Annotated in this window: 21 protein-coding genes, 2 tRNA genes and 1 pseudogene; 12 read left to right on the top strand and 12 right to left on the bottom strand. The window is 67.9% G+C overall.

The genetic code is table 11. The features are described 5' to 3' along the window. The first annotated feature begins 143 nt into the window (after positions 1-143). From FND50_RS02975 to FND50_RS02960, 4 genes are all read left to right on the top strand, one after another. Positions 144-1,289, top strand: a complete 1,146-nt coding sequence (locus tag FND50_RS02975) for a DNA cytosine methyltransferase (protein WP_005561219.1) — start codon at positions 144-146, stop codon at positions 1,287-1,289. A gap of 14 nt (positions 1,290-1,303) precedes the next feature. Further along, complete coding sequence (locus FND50_RS02970) at positions 1,304-1,708, top strand: very short patch repair endonuclease (protein WP_005561220.1); 405 nt, start codon at positions 1,304-1,306, stop codon at positions 1,706-1,708. Between the two features lie 125 nt (positions 1,709-1,833). Next, a complete protein-coding gene (locus FND50_RS02965; protein WP_144284707.1) occupies positions 1,834-2,103 on the top strand; it encodes a hypothetical protein in 270 nt (89 codons plus the stop codon). A gap of 470 nt (positions 2,104-2,573) precedes the next feature. After that, on the top strand, positions 2,574-3,005 hold the full coding sequence (locus FND50_RS02960) for a nitroreductase family deazaflavin-dependent oxidoreductase (protein WP_144284706.1): 432 nt from the start codon (positions 2,574-2,576) through the stop codon (positions 3,003-3,005). Positions 3,006-3,020: 15 nt separating this feature from the next. Here FND50_RS02960 and FND50_RS02955 read toward each other — a convergent pair whose 3' ends face one another. The 5 genes from FND50_RS02955 to FND50_RS02935 form a co-directional block, all read right to left on the bottom strand. Continuing rightward, a complete protein-coding gene (locus FND50_RS02955) occupies positions 3,021-3,824 on the bottom strand; it encodes an NAD(P)H-binding protein (RefSeq protein ID WP_144284705.1) in 804 nt (267 codons plus the stop codon). Positions 3,825-3,900: 76 nt separating this feature from the next. Further along, a complete protein-coding gene (locus FND50_RS02950; protein WP_037202823.1) occupies positions 3,901-5,214 on the bottom strand; it encodes a serine hydrolase in 1,314 nt (437 codons plus the stop codon). 102 nt (positions 5,215-5,316) lie between these two features. Then, complete coding sequence (locus tag FND50_RS02945) at positions 5,317-6,885, bottom strand: MFS transporter (protein WP_144284704.1); 1,569 nt, start codon at positions 6,883-6,885, stop codon at positions 5,317-5,319. Further along, entirely contained in the window at positions 6,882-8,120 is a 1,239-nt protein-coding gene (locus tag FND50_RS02940; RefSeq protein ID WP_144284703.1) for a cation:proton antiporter, read from the bottom strand. The genes FND50_RS02945 and FND50_RS02940 overlap by 4 nt, the downstream gene beginning before the upstream one ends. Positions 8,121-8,246: 126 nt before the next feature. Continuing rightward, entirely contained in the window at positions 8,247-9,320 is a 1,074-nt protein-coding gene (locus FND50_RS02935; protein ID WP_144284702.1) for a D-2-hydroxyacid dehydrogenase, read from the bottom strand. Between the two features lie 209 nt (positions 9,321-9,529). On the opposite strand from FND50_RS02935, the gene FND50_RS02930 reads away from it, so the two are divergent. The 3 genes and pseudogenes from FND50_RS02930 to FND50_RS02920 all read left to right on the top strand — a co-directional run. After that, entirely contained in the window at positions 9,530-10,978 is a 1,449-nt protein-coding gene (locus tag FND50_RS02930; protein WP_144284701.1) for an MFS transporter, read from the top strand. Then, positions 10,975-11,715 carry a fumarylacetoacetate hydrolase family protein gene (locus FND50_RS02925; protein ID WP_144284700.1) on the top strand — a complete coding sequence of 247 codons (741 nt, stop codon included), beginning with the start codon at positions 10,975-10,977 and terminating at the stop codon, positions 11,713-11,715. The genes FND50_RS02930 and FND50_RS02925 overlap by 4 nt, the downstream gene beginning before the upstream one ends. Next, positions 11,712-11,852: pseudogene (locus FND50_RS02920) on the top strand (SDR family NAD(P)-dependent oxidoreductase); the annotation flags it as partial. The gene FND50_RS02925 and the pseudogene FND50_RS02920, both read left to right, overlap by 4 nt. Positions 11,853-11,917: 65 nt before the next feature. Here the strand turns inward: FND50_RS02920 and FND50_RS02915 are convergent. Further along, positions 11,918-12,829: a LysR family transcriptional regulator gene (locus FND50_RS02915; protein WP_144284699.1), complete on the bottom strand. Its 912-nt coding sequence runs from the start codon at positions 12,827-12,829 to the stop codon at positions 11,918-11,920. A gap of 101 nt (positions 12,830-12,930) precedes the next feature. Here FND50_RS02915 and FND50_RS02910 point away from each other — a divergent pair, with 101 nt between their 5' ends. Both FND50_RS02910 and FND50_RS02905 read left to right on the top strand, forming a co-directional pair. Then, complete coding sequence (locus FND50_RS02910) at positions 12,931-13,296, top strand: nuclear transport factor 2 family protein (RefSeq protein WP_144284698.1); 366 nt, start codon at positions 12,931-12,933, stop codon at positions 13,294-13,296. A gap of 86 nt (positions 13,297-13,382) precedes the next feature. Beyond that, positions 13,383-13,856, top strand: a complete 474-nt coding sequence (locus tag FND50_RS02905) for a hypothetical protein (protein ID WP_186301225.1) — start codon at positions 13,383-13,385, stop codon at positions 13,854-13,856. 16 nt (positions 13,857-13,872) lie between these two features. Here the strand turns inward: FND50_RS02905 and FND50_RS02900 are convergent, their stop codons facing one another. Next, on the bottom strand, positions 13,873-14,232 hold the full coding sequence (locus FND50_RS02900) for an Rv2640c family ArsR-like transcriptional regulator (protein ID WP_144284697.1): 360 nt from the start codon (positions 14,230-14,232) through the stop codon (positions 13,873-13,875). Positions 14,233-14,325: 93 nt separating this feature from the next. On the opposite strand from FND50_RS02900, the gene FND50_RS02895 reads away from it, so the two are divergent. Then, entirely contained in the window at positions 14,326-14,799 is a 474-nt protein-coding gene (locus tag FND50_RS02895; RefSeq protein ID WP_144284696.1) for an ArsI/CadI family heavy metal resistance metalloenzyme, read from the top strand. A 59-nt stretch (positions 14,800-14,858) separates the two neighbouring features. On the opposite strand, the gene FND50_RS02890 is transcribed toward FND50_RS02895, so the two are convergent. The 3 genes from FND50_RS02890 to FND50_RS02880 form a co-directional block, all read right to left on the bottom strand. Further along, positions 14,859-14,931, bottom strand: a tRNA-Arg gene (locus FND50_RS02890). Positions 14,932-14,976: 45 nt separating this feature from the next. Then, a tRNA-Ser gene (locus FND50_RS02885) sits at positions 14,977-15,068 on the bottom strand. Between the two features lie 99 nt (positions 15,069-15,167). Further along, positions 15,168-15,893, bottom strand: coding sequence for a dienelactone hydrolase family protein (locus tag FND50_RS02880; RefSeq protein WP_144284695.1), 726 nt, complete (start codon positions 15,891-15,893; stop codon positions 15,168-15,170). Positions 15,894-15,954: 61 nt separating this feature from the next. Here FND50_RS02880 and hisC point away from each other — a divergent pair, with 61 nt between their 5' ends. Both hisC and FND50_RS02870 read left to right on the top strand, forming a co-directional pair. After that, a complete protein-coding gene (gene hisC / locus FND50_RS02875) occupies positions 15,955-17,031 on the top strand; it encodes a histidinol-phosphate transaminase (RefSeq protein WP_186301224.1) in 1,077 nt (358 codons plus the stop codon). Between the two features lie 89 nt (positions 17,032-17,120). Continuing rightward, positions 17,121-18,821, top strand: a complete 1,701-nt coding sequence (locus FND50_RS02870; protein WP_144284694.1) for a bifunctional UDP-sugar hydrolase/5'-nucleotidase — start codon at positions 17,121-17,123, stop codon at positions 18,819-18,821. Positions 18,822-18,829: 8 nt separating this feature from the next. Here the strand turns inward: FND50_RS02870 and FND50_RS02865 are convergent, their stop codons facing one another. Together FND50_RS02865 and FND50_RS02860 are read right to left on the bottom strand one after the other, a co-directional pair. After that, positions 18,830-19,831 carry an alpha/beta hydrolase family protein gene (locus FND50_RS02865; RefSeq protein ID WP_144284693.1) on the bottom strand — a complete coding sequence of 334 codons (1,002 nt, stop codon included), beginning with the start codon at positions 19,829-19,831 and terminating at the stop codon, positions 18,830-18,832. 310 nt (positions 19,832-20,141) lie between these two features. Next, complete coding sequence (locus FND50_RS02860; protein ID WP_005569415.1) at positions 20,142-20,774, bottom strand: maleylpyruvate isomerase family mycothiol-dependent enzyme; 633 nt, start codon at positions 20,772-20,774, stop codon at positions 20,142-20,144. Positions 20,775-20,883 lie beyond the last annotated feature (109 nt).

The following is a 20,883-nucleotide window of genomic DNA, read 5'->3' as shown; positions in this document are numbered from 1 at the left end:
TGGCTTCGCCACCCGTGAGTACTTATTAACCGCCCGCCGTTGATAAGTACTCACGGGTCGTTGGTCAAAGCGGGCACAGATCTCGAGTAACGTTCTCGGGTGACTGGTTCGTGAGGAAGGGTGCCGTGACGTCAACCGGGAGCATGGTGGGCCTGTTCGCCGGTATCGGCGGGCTCGAGTTGGGTCTGAGAGAGCACGGCTGGAACACCGAACTGCTCTGTGAGATCGACCCGGGCGCCCAGGCGGTTCTGCGTACCCGATTCACCGACGTCCCTGTGCATTCCGACGTCACCAAGCTGCGTTCCCTCCCCCAGGACATCGAACTCGTCGCCGCGGGATTCCCTTGCCAGGACCTCTCCCAGGCCGGCCGGACCGCCGGTATCACGGGTTCCCGTTCCGGCCTCGTCGACGAGGTGTTCCGCTTGGTGAAGCGGAAGAAGGGTCCGCGCTGGCTCCTGATCGAGAACGTGCCGTTCATGCTGCAACTGGGTCGCGGGGCGGCTATGAGGCATATCACGGACGCCCTCGAGGACCTCGGCTACACGTGGGCGTACCGGGTGGTCGATGCGCGCGCGTTCGGGCTCCCCCAGCGCCGTCAGCGGGTCCTGATGCTCGCCTCGCGCACCGAGGACCCCCGCGCGGTGCTGTTCGGTGAGGACGCCGGAGAACGCCCCGTCGACGACCATGCCGACTTCCCGTGTGGTTTCTATTGGACCGAGGGCACCCGCGGTCTCGGGTGGGCGGTCAACGCGGTCCCCACACTGAAGGGCGGTTCGTCCGTCGGTATCGCGAGCCCGCCCGCCGTTCGACTGCCGTCGGGCGAGATCGTGACGCCCGGACTCGTGGACGCCGAACGCCTGCAGGGCTTCGACCCCGACTGGACGGCGCCCGCCGCGCTGGTCCCCGGGCTGCGGAACAGTCATCGGTGGAAGCTCGTCGGCAACGCGGTGAGTGTGCGGATGGCGTCGTGGGTCGGTCGGCGTCTGCTCGAGCCGGCGGACTACGAGCGGGGCATCGAGACGCCGATGAAGCCCGGCGACGCGTGGCCGGTGGCGGCGTGGGGCAGCAATCGTCAGGCCTTCCGGGTGCACACCTCGACGTGGCCGGTGCAGGAGCCGTACGAGGATCTCAGCGGATTCCTGGAGGACACCCGGCTGCTGTCGGCGCGCGCGACCGCCGGCTTCCTGAAGCGGGCGCGGATGGGCAATCTGCGTTTCGTTCCCGGGTTCATCGACGACGTCGAGAGCCACCTCGACCGCATGGGCGGCTTCCCCGAGGCCGCCGCGTAGCGGACGGACCCGCGATGCCCGCCACCGATCCCGCGACCAGTGCCCGGATGCGAGCGCAGCGGCGTCGCGACACCGCACCCGAACTCGCACTGCGCCGGGAACTGCACCGGCGCGGGGTCCGGTACTACGTGGACCGGGCGCCGATGAAGGGCGTCCGGCGGCGCGCCGACCTGGTGTTTCCGCGACGAAAGGTGGCCGTGTACGTGGACGGGTGCTTCTGGCACAGCTGCCCGCAGCACGCCACGTTCCCGAAGAACAACGCGCAGTGGTGGGCCGAGAAGCTCGCCGGGAACGTCACCCGCGATCGTGACACCGACACGAGGCTGACCGACGCCGGGTGGACGGTGGTGCGGATCTGGGAGCACGAGAATCCGGTGGTCGCCGCGAACAGGGTCCAGGAAGCTCTGGCCGACGAGTGACCCCTGCTTCGCTGACGTCGGCAGGTCGAGGTGTTGAATTTTCCACCCCTAGGGGTATGGTCGCCGACGGCGGATCGGTGCAGGATGGTCTCATCGGTAACCATTCGGACCACCTTCGGAGGAGCATGATGATCCGCCGAATCGTCGCGGCGGCCTCCATTGCGCTTGCAGCAGCGGCCGTCCCACTCGTCGGTCCGGTGCCGTTTGCCGTGGCTGCACCAGGCGACACCTACATCAGCAATCCCCCAGCCAACCCGACGGACCAGAGTTTCTGCGACGACCAGGCCGCCCTCGCCAACAACCTCTCCGCGAAGGGCGATTTTGCGCGTGCCGACGGGGTCGTGTCGGCCGCGAACATGAGCGGTTGCCGCATCTACACGTTCCCCAGCCCGTAATCGGTTGCCGTTGGCAACGGCGGCCACAGTGGGAGCAGGCCGACATCCTGTCGTGGGAGCCGCCTGCCCGCCGATTCGACCTGGTGTCGGCACATTTCATGCATCTGCCGGGACCTGCCCGCGAGGCCCTGCATCGTCGGATGGCCGGAGCGGTCCGTCCAGGTGGGCGGCTTCTCGTCGTCGGGCATCACCCGTCCGATCTGGAGACGTCCGTCGGGCGGCCCAATGTTCCCGACATGCTGTTCACACCGGAACAGGTCGCTGCCGTACTGGACCTGCCGTACTGGACGCCGCGGAGTGGGAGATCCTGGTGTCGGCGGCGCCCTCGCGTGAGGCGCGCGACCCCGAGGGCCGGCCCGTCACCGTTCACGACACCGTTCTGCACGCGGTTCGCCGGGCCTGACGACGGTCTACTGTGTGGGCACGATCTGTTCCGAGTGCCGAGACCAGAGTGCCGAGACGAGGACGCCGTGGCCGACCTGTTCGTGAAAGCCCTTCAACTGCACCAGTTCGTCTACGAACGCAGCGGCGGATGGGTGGGGCACCGATTGCTGTTCGGGATGCCGACCCTGCTGCTGCACAGTGTCGGCCGGAAGTCCGGGCAGCCGCGCACGTCCGCGTTGACGTACGGCCGCGACGGCGCACGCTTTCTGGTCGTCGCGTCGAAGGGTGGTGCGCCCACGTCGCCCGCGTGGATGCACAACGTGCTGGCCGCGCCGGCCTGCGAGATCCAGGTGGGCCGCGACCACATCACCGTGGCGGCGCGGAAGGTTCTGCCGGGCGACCCGGATTACGACCGGATGTGGGCGACGATGAACAAGATCAACCACGGCCGGTACAGCGACTATCAGAAAAAGACGGATCGGCCGATCCCCGTCATCGCGCTCACCCCGACCCGCTGACTCGGCCGGTGGGACTCAGCGGAACTCGTCGACGTGCGCCGACGCCCACTGCGCGAAGGTGGTCGCGGGGCGCCCGGTGAGTTGCTCGACGAGCCGGTTCGCCTCCTGGGGAGCGTCGACCAGACTCGCCATCCCTTCCAGATACCAGCGGGCGTACTCCCCCATCGCCGGTGTCAGGACGTCCACGGCCTCGTCCAGCGACACCTGCCGGTACTCGATGTTCCGGCCGAGGGCGGCGCCGAGTTCTCGGACGAGGTCGGCGCGGGTGATCGTCTCGGGACCGGTGAGTTCGTACGACGCGCCGACGTGCCCGTCCTCGAGGAGAGCGACGGCCGCGACCTCGGCGATGTCGTTCATGGCGATCGGCGCGTTCGCCGCCGTCGGGTACGGCTCACGCACGGTGTCTCCCGCGGCGATCTGCGGTGCCAGGATTCCCGCGTTCTCCATGAACTCGCCGGGCCACAGGTGCGTCCACTCGATGCCGGACGCCTCGACGGCCCGTGCGACGTCACCCCAGTGTCCGTCGTGGGGGCCGGACAGGTCGACGACGTGCCGGACTCCGGCCTGCTTCGCCAGGGCGAGCGCGTCCGGGGCGGTGTCGGGAGTCGGTGCGAGGTACAGGGAATCGACGCCCTCGAACGCCGCGGGCAGGCTTGCGAGTCTGCGGAGGTATCCCTCGACGACGGTGACCGAGTCCGGAAGTTGCGCCTTGTCAGGATGATTCGTGAGGCCCCGGACGTCCGTCGCACCCCGCGCGAGCAGGTGGTCGACGAGCATTCTGCCGATGTTCCCGGTTGCCCCCGTCACGAGAATCGTCATGCGCTGCACGCTACCGCCGCGGGAGGGCATGTGAGTGGCGAAGTGTGCTCCCGCACGCTGTGCCACTCACATGGGGTCAGCTGGTCGGCGGGGCGGACGTCGAGGACGTCGCCGGGGTCTCCGAGGGCGTCGGCGTGGCCGGGGACGACGCGTCCGGATTCTGCACTCCGGCGCTGAGCTTGTAGACGTGTTCCGGCGAGATGATCTCCGTGACGGCCCCCGCCAGCGCCGTGCTGGGTTCGCTGCCCTGATAGGGGACGTCGGTGTTGATCATGATCGCGAGGGTGGTTTCCTGCTCGGGCAGGTAGACGCACACAGTCTGGTACCCGGGGAGGCTGCCGTTGTGCCCGATCCAGCCGGCGACGTCGAAGATGCCCAGGCCGTAGCCCACGTCGGATGCCAGACCCGGTGCGTTCACCGTCTCGAGCCGCTGCGCCTGTGTGGCCGGCTGCAGCAGGGTACCGGTGGCGAGAGCCGGCGCCCAGATGTGCAGGTCGTCGAGGGTCGAGATCATCGCGCCCGCCGCCCATCCCCAGGACGGATTCCAGTTGGTGGCCACGGCTTCCTTGTCGTCCAAGGTCTGCTCTGTGTAGCCCTGCGCGTGCGGTTCGGGGAACGCGTTGGTGGTGGGGAAGCTCGTGCCCGCCATCTTCAGCGGCTGGACGATCTTCTGCGTCACGTACTCCGGGAGCGGCAGTCCGCTGACCTTCTCGATGACAAGTCCCAGCAGGGTCGTGTTCGTGTTGGAGTACTCGAATCCTTGCCCGGGCGGGAACGTCGCGGGCTGCGCGAACGCGTAACCCAGCAGTTGTTGCGGGGTGAACGCCGCCTGCGGGTCGCTGAGCAACGCCTTCTGGAAGTCCTCGTTGGCCGAGTAGTTGGCCAGCCCGCTCTGCATCCGGGCGAGCTGGCGCAGCGTGATCTGATCACCCAGCGGCACGCCCTCCACGTACTTCGAGATCGGGTCGTCGAGCGCGACCTTGTCTTCGTCGACCAGTTGCAGCACACCGGTGACCGTGAACGTCTTTGTCACACTGCCGATTCGGTGGTAGAAATCGGTCTCCATCGGCGCGCCAGTCGTCTTGTCGGCGACACCGAACGCCTTCACGTAGTTGCCGTCGGGCCCCCACACTCCCACTATCGCGCCGGGAATCGCCGCCATCGACATCGTCTTCTCGATCGCCTCGTCGAGTCGGTCCGCGACACCGGGGTCGATCTGCGCGTCCGCCCCGGCGTTCGGTGATCCCGTCTGCGTCGTCGTGGAGGTAGCGGAGGTGCCCGTGGAGGACGAGTCCTCGGAGCACGCCGCAGGCACTACCAGCAGCAATGCCGCGGCGGCCGCCACGAGGCCTCGTCGCCGATTCGTCCTGGTCACGACCTGAGCTGTCATCGTGCGTCCCGTCGTCGAGGTGCCCCTCTCGGGAATTTACTCCGCGACCGCCGGGCGAATGTACCTTTCGGCGCTTCTGAGGCGACCGGCGGTACATTCGCCCTACTGCGCTCTCTCGGTCGCGTATTCGGCCAGCAGCAGCTTCTCCTTCTCCCGGTGCGGGAAGAAGAGGAACACCACCACGGCCCCCGCGCACACCACCAGGATCGCGGCGAGGTACGCGCGATCGTCGCCGTCCAGGAAGGCGTTGCGGGCGGCGGCGATGATCTGCTCGGCGTACTGCGGATAGCGTTCCGCGAGCACTTCGGCGCTGGAGTACGACTTCGTGAGCGCCGCTTGGGTTTCCGGGGTGATCTGGCTCGAGTCCGGCGACGAGGCGATCGTCGCCGACAACGACTTCGCGTAACCGGCGGTGAGCACCGCCCCGAGGATCGACTGCATGATCGCGCCGCCGAGGTCGCGTTGCAGGTCGGATGTGCCGGACGCCATGCCCGCCCGCGACACCGGCACCGAACCGGTGAGCGACCGCGACGCCGGGGTGCCCGCGAACCCGACTCCGATGCCGACGAACGCGTACGCGAGGGCCACCCACCAGAAGGTTGCGTCCTCGTCCCACCACACCAGCGCGACAAGCAGTCCGAGGACGACGAACAGGTAGCCGAGCAGCAGCGTGAACCGGGCGCCGTGCGATTCGACGAGTTTCGCGGAGCGGGGTGCGACGAGGACCATCGCGACCGCCGCCGGGATGATCGCGGAACCGGCGGCGAGCGTGGAGTATCCGAGCACGTTCTGGAGGAACTGCTGCCCGATGAACATCGCACCCATCAACGCGCCGAACACGATCACCCCGCCGACGGCGGCCACCCAGAACGTCGGGCGGGCGGCGACGTGCAGATCGAACAGTGGGTGCGCCGCCCGCCGTTGCTGCAGGAAGAACGCGGCTCCCGCGGCGAGGGCGATCAACCCGAGACCGAGGGCGAGCGCCCCGGCACCCTCCACAGGCGCGAAATTGATCGCGAGGATGAGGGCGGCGATGAAGACGACGGAGATGATGCCACCGAGATTGTCGACGGGATCGGTCGTCTCGTTGACGTGGGCGGGCACCCACAGGATGGCGGCCACGAGGGCGAGACCGGCGAGCGGAAGGGTCACGAGGAACACCGAGCCCCAATGGAAGTGCTCGAGCAGCGCGCCCGACACGATCGGCCCGAGCGACGAGATCGCGCCACCGAGGGCCGACCACAATGCGATCGCCTTGGTCCGGGGCGGCCCCGACCACAGCGCGGTGATGATCGCGAGGGTGGTGGGGAACGCGAGCCCGGCGGAGACCCCGCCGAGAACGCGTGCGAGAAACAGTATTTCGAAGTTCCCGGCGAATCCCGCGATCGCCGACGCCGGCAGCGACAGCGCCATGCCGAGCACCAGCATCTGTTTGCGCCCGTAGCGGTCGCCGAGGGCCCCCAGATACAGGACCGACGCGGCGAGCCCGAGGGAGTACGCGACGGCGACGAGGTTCAGCTGCGTCTGACTCGCGTCGAAGGCGCGGCCGATATCGGGCAGTGCGACGTTCGCGACGGACAGGTTCAGGTTGGCGACGGCGGCGACGAGGATGAGAGTCGCGAGGATCAGCGTCGCTCGGGCCGGCGCCTGCGTCGTTTCGGTTCGAGTCACTGTCTGCTCCCGGGGTTCTGGTCGCCGCGTGGGCTCGCCGTGTCGGCCGACGGTTCGGGGCCCGACGCCAGCAGCGACGCGGTGAGTGGGAAGAGGAGGACGGTGATCGCGCCTGCCGCGACGAGCACGGAGGCGTTGGCGGACGTCATGTCACCGGAGTCGACGGCCACTCCGGTGACGGCCACGATCAGCGGCAGACCCGTTCCCGCGTACAGCGCCAGCTGGGTGCGTTCGCGGCCGGTGAAGGGCGGATCCGTGCCGTCGGCGCCCCGGTCGAATCTCCCGGCGAAGTAGACCGGGCCTGCCCGCACCAGCAGGATCAGCAGGACGAACGCGATCAGGACGCCAGGTTCCGACGCCACCGCGGCGACGTCGATAGCCATGCCGGACGTCACGAAGAAGATCGGGATCAGGAACCCGAACGCCAGGCCGTCGAGCTTCGTTTCGAGTGTTTCGTCGCCTTCCGGTGTGGCCCGCCGCAGGATGAACCCGGCCGCGAAGGCACCGAGGATCGTGTCGAGACCGAACGACGCCGCGAGCACGGTGAGTGCGACGAGAAGCAGCATGGTCAGCCGGACCGTGGTCTGCGATGTCGTCTCCGAACCCGACCGGATGATCGCGGTGATCCGCGAGCCCTCCCGCCGCACCCGGTCCGGTATGAATGCGACCAGCACCGCCGCGGCCGTGAACAGTCCGAGGACAACGATGGACGCCACCGACCCGCGGGAGCCGAGCAGAACAGCCATGGCGACGACGGGTCCGAGTTCGCCGAACGCGCCGTGATTGAGGATCGTCCTGCCCAGCCGGGTGTCGAGTGCGCCCACGTCCCGGAGGATCGGGAGCAGCGTGCCGAGCGCCGTCGACGTCATGGCAATGGCCACCGCGGTTCCGGCGTCGACCACATGGACGAGGCTCAGCAGCGACACCACCGCGAACGCCAGGGCAAGCGAGACCAGCCACGTCAGCAGGGCCCGCCTGCCGCCGCGACCGGTGATCTCGGCCGTGTCGATCTCGTACCCGGCCAGCAGGAAGAGCAGACCCAGCCCCAGGTCGCGCAGCAGCTCGATCTCGCTGCCCTCGACGGCCAGGTCGAAGACGTGCGGGCCGATGACGATCCCGGCGACGAGGAGAAGTACCACCTCGGGCACCAGCTTCCGGGGAAACAACCCGGCGAGCAGTGGGGCGATCACGGCACATGCGACGATCCAGAACAGCGAGGCGCCCACGGAAGGCATGCATCACCCCGTCTCTCGAACACCCGGACCCAGCACTGCGTTCGAGCCTCACAGAGCCCGGGCGACGAGACATCATCCGTGAGGGATGAACGCCGCCGGCGCGCCGCCGACAAACAGGCGGAAGCGTCAGTAGAACTCGACGATGTCGACGCGGTTGATCAGCTCCTCCCCGTCGAGGAACCGGGTGGCATTGCGCGCGAACAGTTCCGCGATGAGGCGATCTTCCGCAGGGTTCAACGCTGCGGTGTGCGGGCTGACCAGCACGTTCGGGTGAGTCCACAGCGGACTGTCCGACGCCAGGGGCTCGGACGCGAACACGTCCAGCGCGGCGAATCCGACCCGCCCGTCCTCGATCGCCGCGGTCATGGCGATCTCGTCGACGACGGTGCCCCGGCCCACGCTCACCACCGTCACGCCGGGTTTGACCGCGCCGAATACCTTTGCGCTGACGAGACCTTCGGTGGCGTTGGTTCCGGGAAGCGTCACGACGATGCCGTCCGCGTCCCCGACCACGTCGGCCAGCCGGTCGGGGTGCACGATCTCGTCGACTCCCTCGATCGCGGTGTCGCGCCTGCTCGTTCCGACGACGGTGGCGCCGAGGGCCTTCAGTTTCAGTGCCGTCGCGCGGCCGATGCTGCCGAGCCCGACGATGACGATGCGCTGCCCGGACACGGTCCCCATGGCCCAGCGGCCGCTCCACACCTTGTCGCGCTGCTGGGCGAGGAGGCGCGGGAGGGTCTTGGCACCGGCCAGCAGGCCGAAGACGGCGAACTCGGCCAACGGCTCCGCGTGCACACCGGCGGAGGTGCTGAATGCGATACGGGCAAGTTGCTCGTCGCTGAGGCCGGCCGCCTTCACCTGGGCCCCGCCGCCGGCGGGCATCGTGTGCACCCAGCGGAGTTCGGGGTTGACGCCCGCCGTCCTGGTCAGCGCCGCGGGAGTCTCGTCGGGCACGCCGTACAGGGCCTGCGCCGAATCGACCAGGTCGTCGAAGGCCTTCTGCTGCTCCGCGGTCCGGGAGAATGACGGATCGCCGGAGTGATCACCCGGGAATCGGGAGGGCGGCAGCAGATCCTGCTCGCGGATGAAGTCGATGCGCGGTTCCGCCCGGGTGACGAGACTGATGAGCTCTTCGCTCACGGGGGTCGCGGCGACGACGCGGAGTCGCCCGTCGAGTGGCTTCGAGTCGTGTGCGCTCACTGCAGATTCCTTCGTATACGGGCCGATTCTGACCATATGTTCAGAACAAAAACTGTGCACTAATCATGTGATTCAGTCAACACTTTCAGTTATGTATGACAAATGGTCGTCTTCGCGGTATCGTCCTCGACACGCCAGTGACCTGGGTCACTACACCGAACTGTTTGTGACCGCGCTCGACGTGGTCCCGTCCCACAACGGAGCAGAAGATGTCCCCAGAATCGAAGATTCAAGTAGGCGCAGACTCGCAGATGCCGGAAGGCAGCAGTGAACCCACCCGACCGGTGCGCGCCTCCGACGACCCGGAGTACGCCGCGAACCTCAAACGCGCGACGCTCGCCAGTTCCATCGGCAGCGCGCTCGAGTACTACGACTTCGCCCTGTACGGCCTGGCGTCGGCGCTGATATTCGGCGAGCTGTTCTTCCCCGCCATGGGTGCGTCGGCCGCGCTGATGGCCAGTTTCGGCACATACGCCGTCGGCTTCCTCGCCCGTCCGGTCGGCGGCCTGTTCTTCGGCGCCCTCGGGGACCGCCTCGGACGCAAGGCCGTCCTGATGATCACGATCGCGATCATGGGCGGCGCGAGCACGCTGATCGGCGTCCTGCCCACCGGCGCACAGGTCGGCATCTGGGCCCCGATCATGCTGGTCGCGCTACGACTGCTGCAGGGCTTCGGCGCCGGCGCCGAGCAGGCCGGTGCCACGACACTGATGGCGGAGTATTCGCCCACCCCGCGACGCGGATTCTTCTCCGCACTCCCCTTCGTCGGGATCATGGTGGGCACCCTGATGGCCTCCGGGGTCTTCGCGATCCTCGGCCAGATCGACCGTGAACTCCTCCTCGACTGGGTGTGGCGGGTGCCGTTCCTGGCGTCTGTCTTCCTCATCGCGGTCGCCGTGTTCATCCGGCTCCGCATGCAGGAGAGCCCCACGTTCATCAAGCTGGAGAAGCAGGATCAGATCAGCGAGAGCCCGTTCCGGGAGCTGATCGGCAGCTCGATGCCCAGCGTGCTCCGCGGCATCGGCCTCCGGATGGCCGAGAACGGCGGCTCTTACATCTTCCAGACCCTCGGCATCAGCTACGTGACGACGGTGGTGGGTGTCAGCAAGTCGATCGGACCGCTCGCCATCGCCTGCGGCGCCGCCATCGGCATGCTCGTCATCCCGATCTCGGGCGCGCTGTCGGACCGCTTCGGCCGGATGCGGGTGTACCGGTTCGGTGCGGCCCTGCAGCTCGTCCTCGCGATCCCGTCGTGGTGGCTGCTCTCACTCGGCAACCCGGTTCTCGTGGTGGCGACCCTCGCGGTCAGCTACGGGATCGGCGTCAACGTGATGCTCGGTGCGCAGTGCGCGGCCCTGCCCGAGTTGTTCGGCAATCGCCACCGCTACATCGGCGTCGCGGTCGCCAGGGAGACGAGCGCCATCCTCGCCGGCGGCATCGCGCCCTTCGTCGGCGCACTGCTTCTGTCGCTGCTGAACAACTCGTGGGTGCCGCTCGCGATCTACGTTCTGGTCCTCAGCGTCATCACGTTCGCCACGACGTTCGTGACACCCGAAACCCGTGGCCGCAACCTCGGGCTCGCCTGGGACGCGATGGCCGACCCGGCCCACGGACCGGATGCCGTCCCCACCGGGTCGAAGGATCGGGTCGACGCATGAGACTGGCCCGCATCGCCACCGACTCGGGACCGCGGCCGGTGTGCCTGCGCGACGGTCGCTGGCACGAGGTGGCGGATCCGCACGCGGATACCCTGACGTTCACCGGACCCGCACACGACCTCGACGGCGCACGCCTGCTCGCGCCCGCCGAACCGCGGGTCCTGCTCGGGATGGCCCACAACGGCGCACCCGGAGATCGCGACCTCCCGTTGCAGGCGTTCATGAAGTCGACGCGCACGGTGATCGGCCCTGAAGATCCGATCGTGGTCGACGAAGGGCTCGGGCAGGTGAACGTCGAGGGCGAGCTGGCCGTCGTCATCCGCCGCACATGCCGCAGGCTTCGCCCCGAGGACGTGCCGTCCGCGATCCTCGGATACACGATCGGCAACGACGTCACCGCGGTGGAGCAGACAGCGTTGGACGACAAGCTCACCCAGGCGAAACATGGCGACGGTTTCACCCCGCTGGGACCGTGGATCGAGACGGATCTCGATCCCGGGGACGTGCCGATCGCCGTGCACGTCAACGGCGTGACGGTGGCCGAGGCGTCCACCCGGCAGCTGGCCTGGGGCGTGTCCGAGCAACTGGTCCATCTCACCCGGTATCTGACCCTCGGTCCGGGAGACGTCGTGCTCACCGGTTGCCCGTTCACGCTCGGCCCGGTCAAACCGGGTGATCGTGCCGAGATCACGCTCGGCGGAATCGGCACGCTGGCCAACCCGGTGCGTGCGCTGTGAACCTCTTCGATCTGTCCGGGCGCATCGCCCTGGTCACCGGTTCGAGCCGGGGAATCGGCTACGCCCTCGCGCGGGGCCTGGCCGAGGCGGGCGCCACGATCGTCCTCAACGGGGTGTCGGCCGAGCGCGTCGGACGGATCTCGGTATGTCAACGGTCAGGTGATCTTCATCGACGGGGGGATGACCGCGGTGGTGTGAGGGTTCAGCCGCCGACCGCGGTGGCCGGTTCGGTCTGCAGCTCACCGAAGGAGCGGCGGGTGTGAAGGACGAGTTCGCGGAGCGCGGGACCCGCGAGGCTTTTCCAGACCAGCGCGAGCACGGCCGGGATGTCCACGTCGTCCAGTGCGACCGCCGTCAACCGTCCTCGGTAGTCCGTCGCCATCGACTCGCTGAGGATCGCGACCCCCAGCCCGCGGATCGCGAGGTCGGCGACGGCGTCGGGCGCACTCGCCTGCAGGGCGATGTCGGGGCGGAGGCCTGCGGCCGCACACGCCTGGTCGAAGACCGTCCGGATCCCCGTTCCGGTCGGCATACATACGATCGCATGGTCGCCGAGTTCGGCCAGGGTGACGCGCGAACGCCCGGCCAGGGGGTGTTCGGGTGGCACGGCCGCGACCAGCCCCTCGCTGATGATCGGGAAGGCGTCCAGGCCTTCCGGCGGGGCGGTCGCGGTGCCGACGAGAGCGAGATCGATGGCACCGGCACGGACCCGTTCGACGAGGCGGTCGGAACTGTCCTCGGTCAGCGTGATCTCGATCCCCGGGTGCGCGACGTGGAACGCGGACAGCGCGTCGAACAGCGGCTTCACCGTGCAGGCGGTGACCATCCCGACGACGAGCCGGCCCCGGATCAGCTGGTTGACGTCGTCCACAGCCTGTCGCATCGACTCGGCCGACGCGAGCGCCTCGCGGGCGTGCACGAGCGCTGCCTCCCCCGCGGACGTAAGCGTCGCGGTCCGGCTCGACCGGTCGATCAGCGTGGCGCCGAGGTCGTGCTCGAGCTGCCGGATCTGCGCACTGATCCCCGATTGGCTGATGTGGACGCGTTCGGCGGCACGGGTGAAGTTCGCTTCTTCGGCGACCGCGACGAAGTACTCCAGCTGCCTCAGTTCCATAAGCAAAGATTCTAGTATCCAGCAAAACTATCTGTTGGACTTCCGGTTGCGGGGCAAACATTCTGAGATGTGACAGCAAGTTCACCCACGAAAGGAGTCCCGTGTCCGACTACGAGAAGGCCCTGAACCCCGAAGATCTCACCCGACTGTTCGTCGAGCGCAGCAATGCCGGCGACGCGGCCGGAGTCGCCGCCCTGTACGAGGAGAACGCCGTCATGGCGTATCCGCCCGGCAGCCGGACGGTCGGCCGGGCAGCCATCCAGAAGCTGTGGGAATCGGTGCTCGCGAACGCGCCGCACTTCGAACCGGAGACGCCGCTCCCCACGCTGATCAGTGACGACATCGCGCTCACGTCCACCCCGCCCACGGACGGATCCGGCGCGCGGGCCCAGGTCGTCCGCAGGCAACCGGACGGAACCTGGCTCCGACTGCTCGACCAGCCGGAGTTCATCCCGCCCACCCGCTGAGGTTGTGGCTGCACCGGCCCCTACACGGCATGAACTTCGTTGTCCACCATTGCATCTGCATTCGGATCGGTGGGACCATAGGGGTCATGCGCAGACCGCGTTGGCCGGCAGTAGCACCACCCACCACCGGAGGACACCGGGTGCACGGTCCCCTGCTCCTCACGGCCGAAGACCACCTCACGCTCGAACTGTTCGAGGTCGTGGCGTTCCCGGACGGCCTCCACCTCCGGATGGCCCTGACCGCGACGGGCAGGCCTGCGGAGCTGGCGCAGTTCGAGACCCGCCCGCTGTCCGACCCGGACGATCCCTCGACGCGGTGGTCCTATCTGTCGGTGCGGGCGCGGGTCGACGACATCGAAGGCGAGGCCGACCCCTACCATCCGGCGGCGGCGTCGAAGCCGTACCGGAGCGGGCCACCCGAGTACCGCACCGAACCGCATTACTGGCTGGACGCGATACCCACGTCGGGATTCATCGCGGTCACCGCAGGCTGGCCACGGATCGGTCTCGGTTCGACCACCACCACGATCGGTCTCGAATCGAGCACGCGAACGTCGTGACCCGTTCCGATCGCCGTCAGGTGCAGCAGTTGGGGTCGAGGACCGCCCGCAGTGCGTCGAGGGCGTCCGGCCGCGCACTGTAGAAGACGTTCATGCCACGGCGGACGGGCTGGACCATTCCCGCCTTCTTGAGCTGGCCGAGATGGTGGCTGACGGTCGATTCGGACAGGCCCACGCCGGTCGCGAGATCGCACGTGCACACCTCGCCGCCGCTCGCGGTCAGCAGGATCGACATCAGCTTGATGCGGACCGGGTCGGCCAGCGCCTTGAGGCGTAGCGCGAGGTGCAGAGCGGCCTCGTCGGTCATCGGGGCGGCCGAGACGGGCTCGCAACAGATCGGCGCGGAGACATCTACGACCGGCAACGTCTTGGGCATGACTCCATCCTCTCACCTTCTTGACATATGTCAAAAAGGTGGGATTCTGTGATTGCAAGCAATTCGATATATGTCCCACAGGTGGAGGTTGTCATGTCCCGCGCCCAGCTCGCCCTCAATGTCGACAATCTGGAAGAAGCAGTCACGTTCTACTCGAAACTGTTCGGTACACAACCGGCGAAACTGAAGCCGGGCTACGCGAACTTCGCCATCGCGCAGCCACCCCTCAAGCTGGTGCTGCTGGAGAATCCCGGCGAGGGCGGCACCATCAACCACCTCGGCGTCGAGGTCGAATCGAGCGCCCGGGTGCACGAGGAGATCGCACGGCTGACCGGGGAAGGCCTCTTCACCGACGAGGAGATCGGCACCACCTGTTGCTTCGCGACCCAGGACAAGGTGTGGGTCACCGGCCCCGCCGGCGAGAAGTGGGAGGTCTACACCGTGCTCGCCGACTCCGACACGTTCGGGTCGAGCCCCCGGCACCTCGACGCCGACACCGAGGGGGACGCCTGCTGCGGCACCGCCGCGGACGGGGAGAAGGCCGCCGCGGGCACGTCCTGCTGCTAGTGCGCCCGGCAAAGAGAAACCCCGCCATCTGCATCACTGCAGTTGACGGGGTTTCTTTGTGCGCCCGAAGGGATTCGAACCCCTAACCTCTTGATCCGTAGTCAAGTGCTCTATCCGTTGAGCTACGGGCGCATGTTCTTCAGTTGTCTAGCTTGCACCGGCCGACTGGGCCCGGTGTGGCGGAGGCGAGAGGATTTGAACCTCCGGTCCCTCGTAAAAGGGACAACTCATTAGCAGTGAGTCCCATTCGGCCGCTCTGGCACGCCTCCCTGGGGTGGTTCCGATCCCTTCGGACCGCCGGTGCGAAAGATTACACACCTTTCCACCACAAAGGCAAAACGGCTGGTCAGAGCGTAAGGCTGGCCGGTTTATCGCAGGTGACTGTCGAACCAGTCGAAGATCCGCCGCTGCGCGTCGACGATCGCCTGCGCGCCCGGGTCGTCGTCCCTGCCGTCGGGCACCTGGGGCGGTTCGTCGGCCCGGTGGGCGAGCCCCGCATAACTCACGACGAGCCCCGCGACGTCCGACTTGGCGGTGGCGTCGCGCAACAGCTCGACCTGATCGGGCGGCGTGGACGGATCGTCGTCCCCGTACAGACCGAGCCACGGCGCCTTCAGGTCGGGTGCGGCGTCCACCAGCGCAGGCGCGTCCTCCGACAGCGGCTCGACGATGCCGCGGGCGGCAACACTCACGGCGGCGCCGACGGGACGCGTGGTGGCGACCAGCAGGGCGGCGGTTCCGGCGTCGTCGAAACCCAGCACGCCCACGCAGTCGGCGTAGATGCCCCGCGCGATCAGCCAGTCGAAGGTGGCGTCGAAGTCGGCGAACAGGGCGTCGCCGAACACCTCGACATCGCTCGGCGCCGGTTCCCGGTGGAAGAGGTGCGGCGCTACCGTCACCCACCCCTCCATCGCGAGCGAGCGCATCAGATCGAGGAGAGGTTCGCTGAAGGTGCGCGACTCGTGCAGGACCACGATCCCGCCCCGCGCCGGACCGTCCGGTTCGACCGCGGTGAGCGGAACACGCATCTGAGGGCTTTCCGGCGCGTCTCCGGACGTCCGCAGGGCTGCACTGTCCCTGAAGAATCCCGACATGCCCCTACCTTGGCACGAAGGGGGCGTCGGCGCAGTGGATCGGGAGGCGCATAATCGCCTGGTGACTCCGCGAACCAGGGCAGACCTCGAGACGATTCCGGCCTACATCCCCGGCAAGAACTTTCCGGGCGCGATCAAGCTGGCGAGCAACGAGACCACACTGGGGCCGTTGCCGAGCGTGCGCGACGCCATCGCGGAGGCCGCCGGCAACGCCAACCGATACCCGGACAACGGCCATGTCGCCCTGATCGCGGCGCTCGCCGACCACCTCGGGGTGGCCACGGAGAACATCGCCGCGGGTTGCGGTTCGGTGAGCCTGTGCCAGGAGTTGGTGCAGGCCACGTGCAACGACGGTGACGAGGTCATTTTCGCGTGGCGATCGTTCGAGGCCTATCCCGTGGTCACGCAGGTGGCCGGGGCGACGCCCGTCAAGGTTCCGCTCACCGCCGACCACGGTCACGACCTCGACGCGATGCTGGCCGCGATCACCGACCGCACCCGGCTGATCTTCGTCTGCAACCCGAACAACCCCACCGGCAACACGCTCACGAAGGCCGAACTCGAGCGGTTCCTCGACGCCGTCCCCGCCGGCGTTCTGGTGGCCCTCGACGAGGCCTACTTCGAGTACAACCGGTCCGACGCCGACGGCATCGAACTGTTCCGCGGACGCCCCAACGTGGTGGTGCTGCGCACGTTCTCCAAGGCCTACGGCCTCGCCGGCATCCGCGTGGGGTACGCGATCGCCGATCCCGCGGTGGTCACCGCGCTGACCAAGGTGCACATCGCGTTCGCGGTCAATGCCGTCGCGCAGGCCGCCGCCATCGCGTCGCTGGCCGCGTCCGGAGAACTGCTGGCACGCACAGACGGCGTCGTCGCCGAGCGGAACCGGGTGCGCGACGCCCTGCTGGCCGCCGGGTACGACGTGCCCGAATCGGCCGCCAACTTCGTCTACCTCCCGCTGGGCACGCACTCCGGGGCGTTCGCCGCCGCCAGCGCCGAGGCCGGTGTGCTGTTGCGCCCGTACGGCGACGACGGTGTGCGGATCACGATCGGCGATCCCGCGGAGAACGACGCGTTCCTCGCGTTCGCGACGAGCACCGAGGCACGCTCGATCGCGAACGTCGCGGTCCGCGCGTAACGCTCGAGACGTAAACGTTACCCACGGGTATAACGCCCGTGACTCCCTGTTGGCAGACTCAGTGAGGTTTTGCCGAAGGGAGCCCATACATGCGTCGCCGCGCCGCGCTCCGCACTGCCGTGCTGGCGGCCGGACTGGCGACGACGCTGGCGATCTCGGTGACGTCGGGGCTGTCCGCGGCGCAGTCGCAGGACGCGGCGGTCTCCGTCCGGCTCCTCGCCTTCAACGACCTCCACGGCAGCCTCGAACCGCCGCCCGGAATCCGCAGTCAGGTGAAGCACGCCGACGGCTCGCTGGTCCCGGCCGGCGGCGCCGCCTACCTGGCCGCGTACGTCGCCCAACTGCGCGGCCAGGCGACCCATTCGCTGCTGTACTCGGTGGGTGACAACTGGGGGTCGTCCGCGCTCGAATCCGCGATGTTCCACGACGAACCGACCGTGCAGCTGCTCAACAGGATGGGCGTCGACGCGTCCGCGATCGGCAATCACGAACTCGACGAGGGATACACGGAGTTCCGGCGGATGCAGACCGGTGGCTGTCATCCCGTCGACGGCTGCCGGTTCGGAAACACGTTCGAGGGCGCGAACTTCCCGCTCCTCGCGGCGAACATGGAGTTCGACGACGGCGCGCCCGCGACCCTGCCGTTCACCGTCAACTACGTCGAGGGAATCCCGGTCGGCGTCATCGCGACCATGCCCGCCGACACCGCGACGATGGTGACCCCGGAGGGGGTGGGCGGGTTGCGCTTCACGGACGAACTCGCCGCCGTCGACCGCACCGCGGATCTCCTCGACTTCTTCGGCGTGCGGGCCATCGCGCTGTTGATGCACAAGGGAGCCGAACCCGACGCCGACAATGGCCCCAACTCGTGCGAGGTGACATCCGGACCCGCACGCGACCTCGCGCTGCGGGCGTCCCCGAAGGTCGACGTCATCTTCACGGCCGACAGCCACCAGCAGTACAACTGCTCGTTTCCCGACCCGATGGGAAACCCGCGCGTCATGATGCAGGGCGCGTCGCACGGCCGGATCGTCTCGGTGGTCGACGTGTCGATCGACCGCACCACCCGCGACGTCCTGCGCGACCGCGCGTCCGCGTTCAATCAGGTGGTCACCCACGACATCCCGTCCGACCCCGACATCCAGGCGCTCGCCGACGGCGCCGCCGCCCAGGCCTCCGAGATCGGTGCGGCGCGCGTGGCGTCGGTGACGGGCGACCTCACCCGCGACGAGACCGGCAGCGGCGAGTCCACCCTCGGCAACGTCGTCGCCGACGCCCAGCTGGCGGCCGGATCGGCGCACGGCGCCCAGGTGGCACTCACCAACCCCGGTGGACTCCGCGAGGATCTGCTGCGCGGCCCGGACGGCGCCGTCACGTACGGGCAGACCTACGCCGCTCAACCCTTCGGCAACACCCTCGAGGTCCTGACGGTCACCGGCACGACCCTGAAGCGTGCCCTCGAGCAGCAGTTCCAGCCGCGCGGAGACGGCACGATCACGGAGCGGATCCTCGCCCCGTCGAGTTCGCTGACCTACACCATGAATCGTTCGGCGACTGTCGGCGAACGCATCTCGGACATCCGGGTGAACGGCGACGCGGTCGTCCCCGACGGCACCTACCGGGTGGCCGTCAACAAGTTCCTCGCCGACGGCGGCGACGGCTTCGATGCGTTCCGCACCCGCGCCGAAGCCGTGCGCGCGGGCTGCGACCTCGACGCGTTCACGGCGTATCTGGGGACCACTTCACCGGTGACGCCGCCGAACACCGACCGGATCACCGTGGTCGGATAGGGACGCGGTCAGACGCCGAGCGCGCTCTTCAGGACGGGCCACGACGTGCGCAGTTCGTCCTGCCAGTACGGCCACGAATGCGTGCCGAAGTGGCGGTAGATGAACGTCGCCGGAATCGCGAGGTGGGTCAGACGCTGCTGGAACGTCTGCGTGCAGAGGTTCGCCGCGGCCTCGAGGGGACCGCCCACCGCGATCGTGGACGCGATGTCTCCGCTGATCTCATACGGTCCGGGGAGCCCGTTGCCCGTCGAGATGTAGATCTGCTTGCCGCGCAGGGCTTCGGCGTTCACCGAAGGGTCGTGCGCAGTCCAGGCCGGGTCGGTGTCGGGACCCCACATGTTGGCCGGGTTCCCGCCCTTGAACGCCACCGTGCCCCGCACCGAGTCCCGCGAGCTGGGTTGCGTGTTGTCGAGGCATCCGCTGTAGGCGGCGAGACCGCGGTAGAGCTGCGGGTGCCGGGTGACGAGGTTGGCGGCACCCATCGCGCCCATCGACACACCCGCGACGGCGTTGACGCCGTTGCCGCTGAAGTTCTTGTCGATGATCGGCGGGAGTTCGTCGGCCAGGAACGTCTCCCACCTGTTGACACCCAGCGTGGGGTCGGGCTGCTGCCAGTCGGTGTAGTAGCTGGCGGTGCCGCCCACCGGGAGCACCACGTTGACCTTCTTGTCGGCGAAGAACTGGACCACGTCCGTCTTCTGCGTCCAGGTGCTTTCCCGGAAATCCGACTCGGCGCCTGCGCTGACCCCGTCGAGCAGGTACAGCGACGGCCTCGACCCGCCACCAGCGGGATGCAGCACCTGCACCTGCACGACGCGGCCCATGGCGGGGGAATTGATGAAGACGGCACTACGGGTGTCGGTGAGCGGGACGATCTTGTCGACGCTCGCGACGCCACTTCCCGGAGGCGCGACCGGAGCAGGCACCGGATCGGCCACAGCAGTGAACCCCGGCCCCATGAGGGTCAGTGACACTGCCAGACCGATGGCAGCCAATGCTTCGCGACGCATAAAGAAATACCTCTTCCCCGGACTGTGTGGACCCCGATTGCACAGTACAAAATGCGTCCGGTCAACAAGAGCTTAGAGGTTTTGTGACAGCTGTGTGCTCCAGCGTGATCACGTTGTAGTCACCAGGGTTGAGGGTCGGGGGGAGGCGCTCGGCCGCTGGGCACCTCCAACCCTGTGAGCAGGGACTTCCACTGGTAGTCCCGGCTCATCCGCCTCGGCAGCCGCACCCGTTTCACGCAGCCGCACCCCTTCTGGGGCCCGAATACGTGTGCGGCTACGCAGAAGGGGTGCGGCTGCGGATGCCGGGCCGTTACTTCGGCAGGGCGGACTTCAGCTGGTCGAGACCGTCGCCGCTGAGTTCGTCGAGGGCGGCGCGACGACCTGTCATCGCCAGCACGAGCGCCAGCATCGGACCGGAGACCTCCGGCCCCGATCCGGTGGACCACTCGGTGTCGGTGGCCCGCAGCGTGAGCCCCGCGACCCGGGACTTCGACCCGATCAGCAGGTTCGAGTTCTTGTAGAAGTCGGCGACTCGGATAACCGCGTCCATCGGGTACTCGTGTGCGATGCCGAGCGGTCGGCGGATGTCCTCGGCGTGGACGATCATCTCGCCCAGCATGGCGTCGATCGGGCCGGGCGGATGCGTGGAGTCACCCATGTGCGCCCGGAACTCGTCGAGCGACTCCGCTGGTGTTCCTTCCTCTTCGTGTGCGATGTCCTTCTCGAACATGGTGTTGATCCGGAATCCCGACCCGACGAGTTTTCCGACGAACTTCGGCGGCGTCATCTTCTCCGTCGCCGTCATGTGCGCGAACACGTCCCGCACGGTCCACCGTTCGCAGAGCGACGGCGTCGACCACTGGGTATCGGTCAGCGGTTCGAGGTCGTCCACCAGTGCGCGGCGTTCGTCGTGAATCGTGGGCCAGGGGCTTGACGTTGTCATTTCTCACTCCCTCGTCGCTCTGAATTCTCCCACCTCACGATCGCTGCGGCGAGACCCATTGCACAACGCGTTAGTCACTACTAACGTATTGATCGTGCTCGATCAGTTG

This window comes from Rhodococcus sp. WB9 (assembly GCF_007558985.1).
In the GTDB taxonomy this organism is placed as follows: Bacteria; Actinomycetota; Actinomycetes; order Mycobacteriales; family Mycobacteriaceae; genus Rhodococcus_F; species Rhodococcus_F opacus.
Note: the sequence above shows the minus strand (reverse complement) of the source record. Positions and strands in the feature narration are given on the sequence as shown.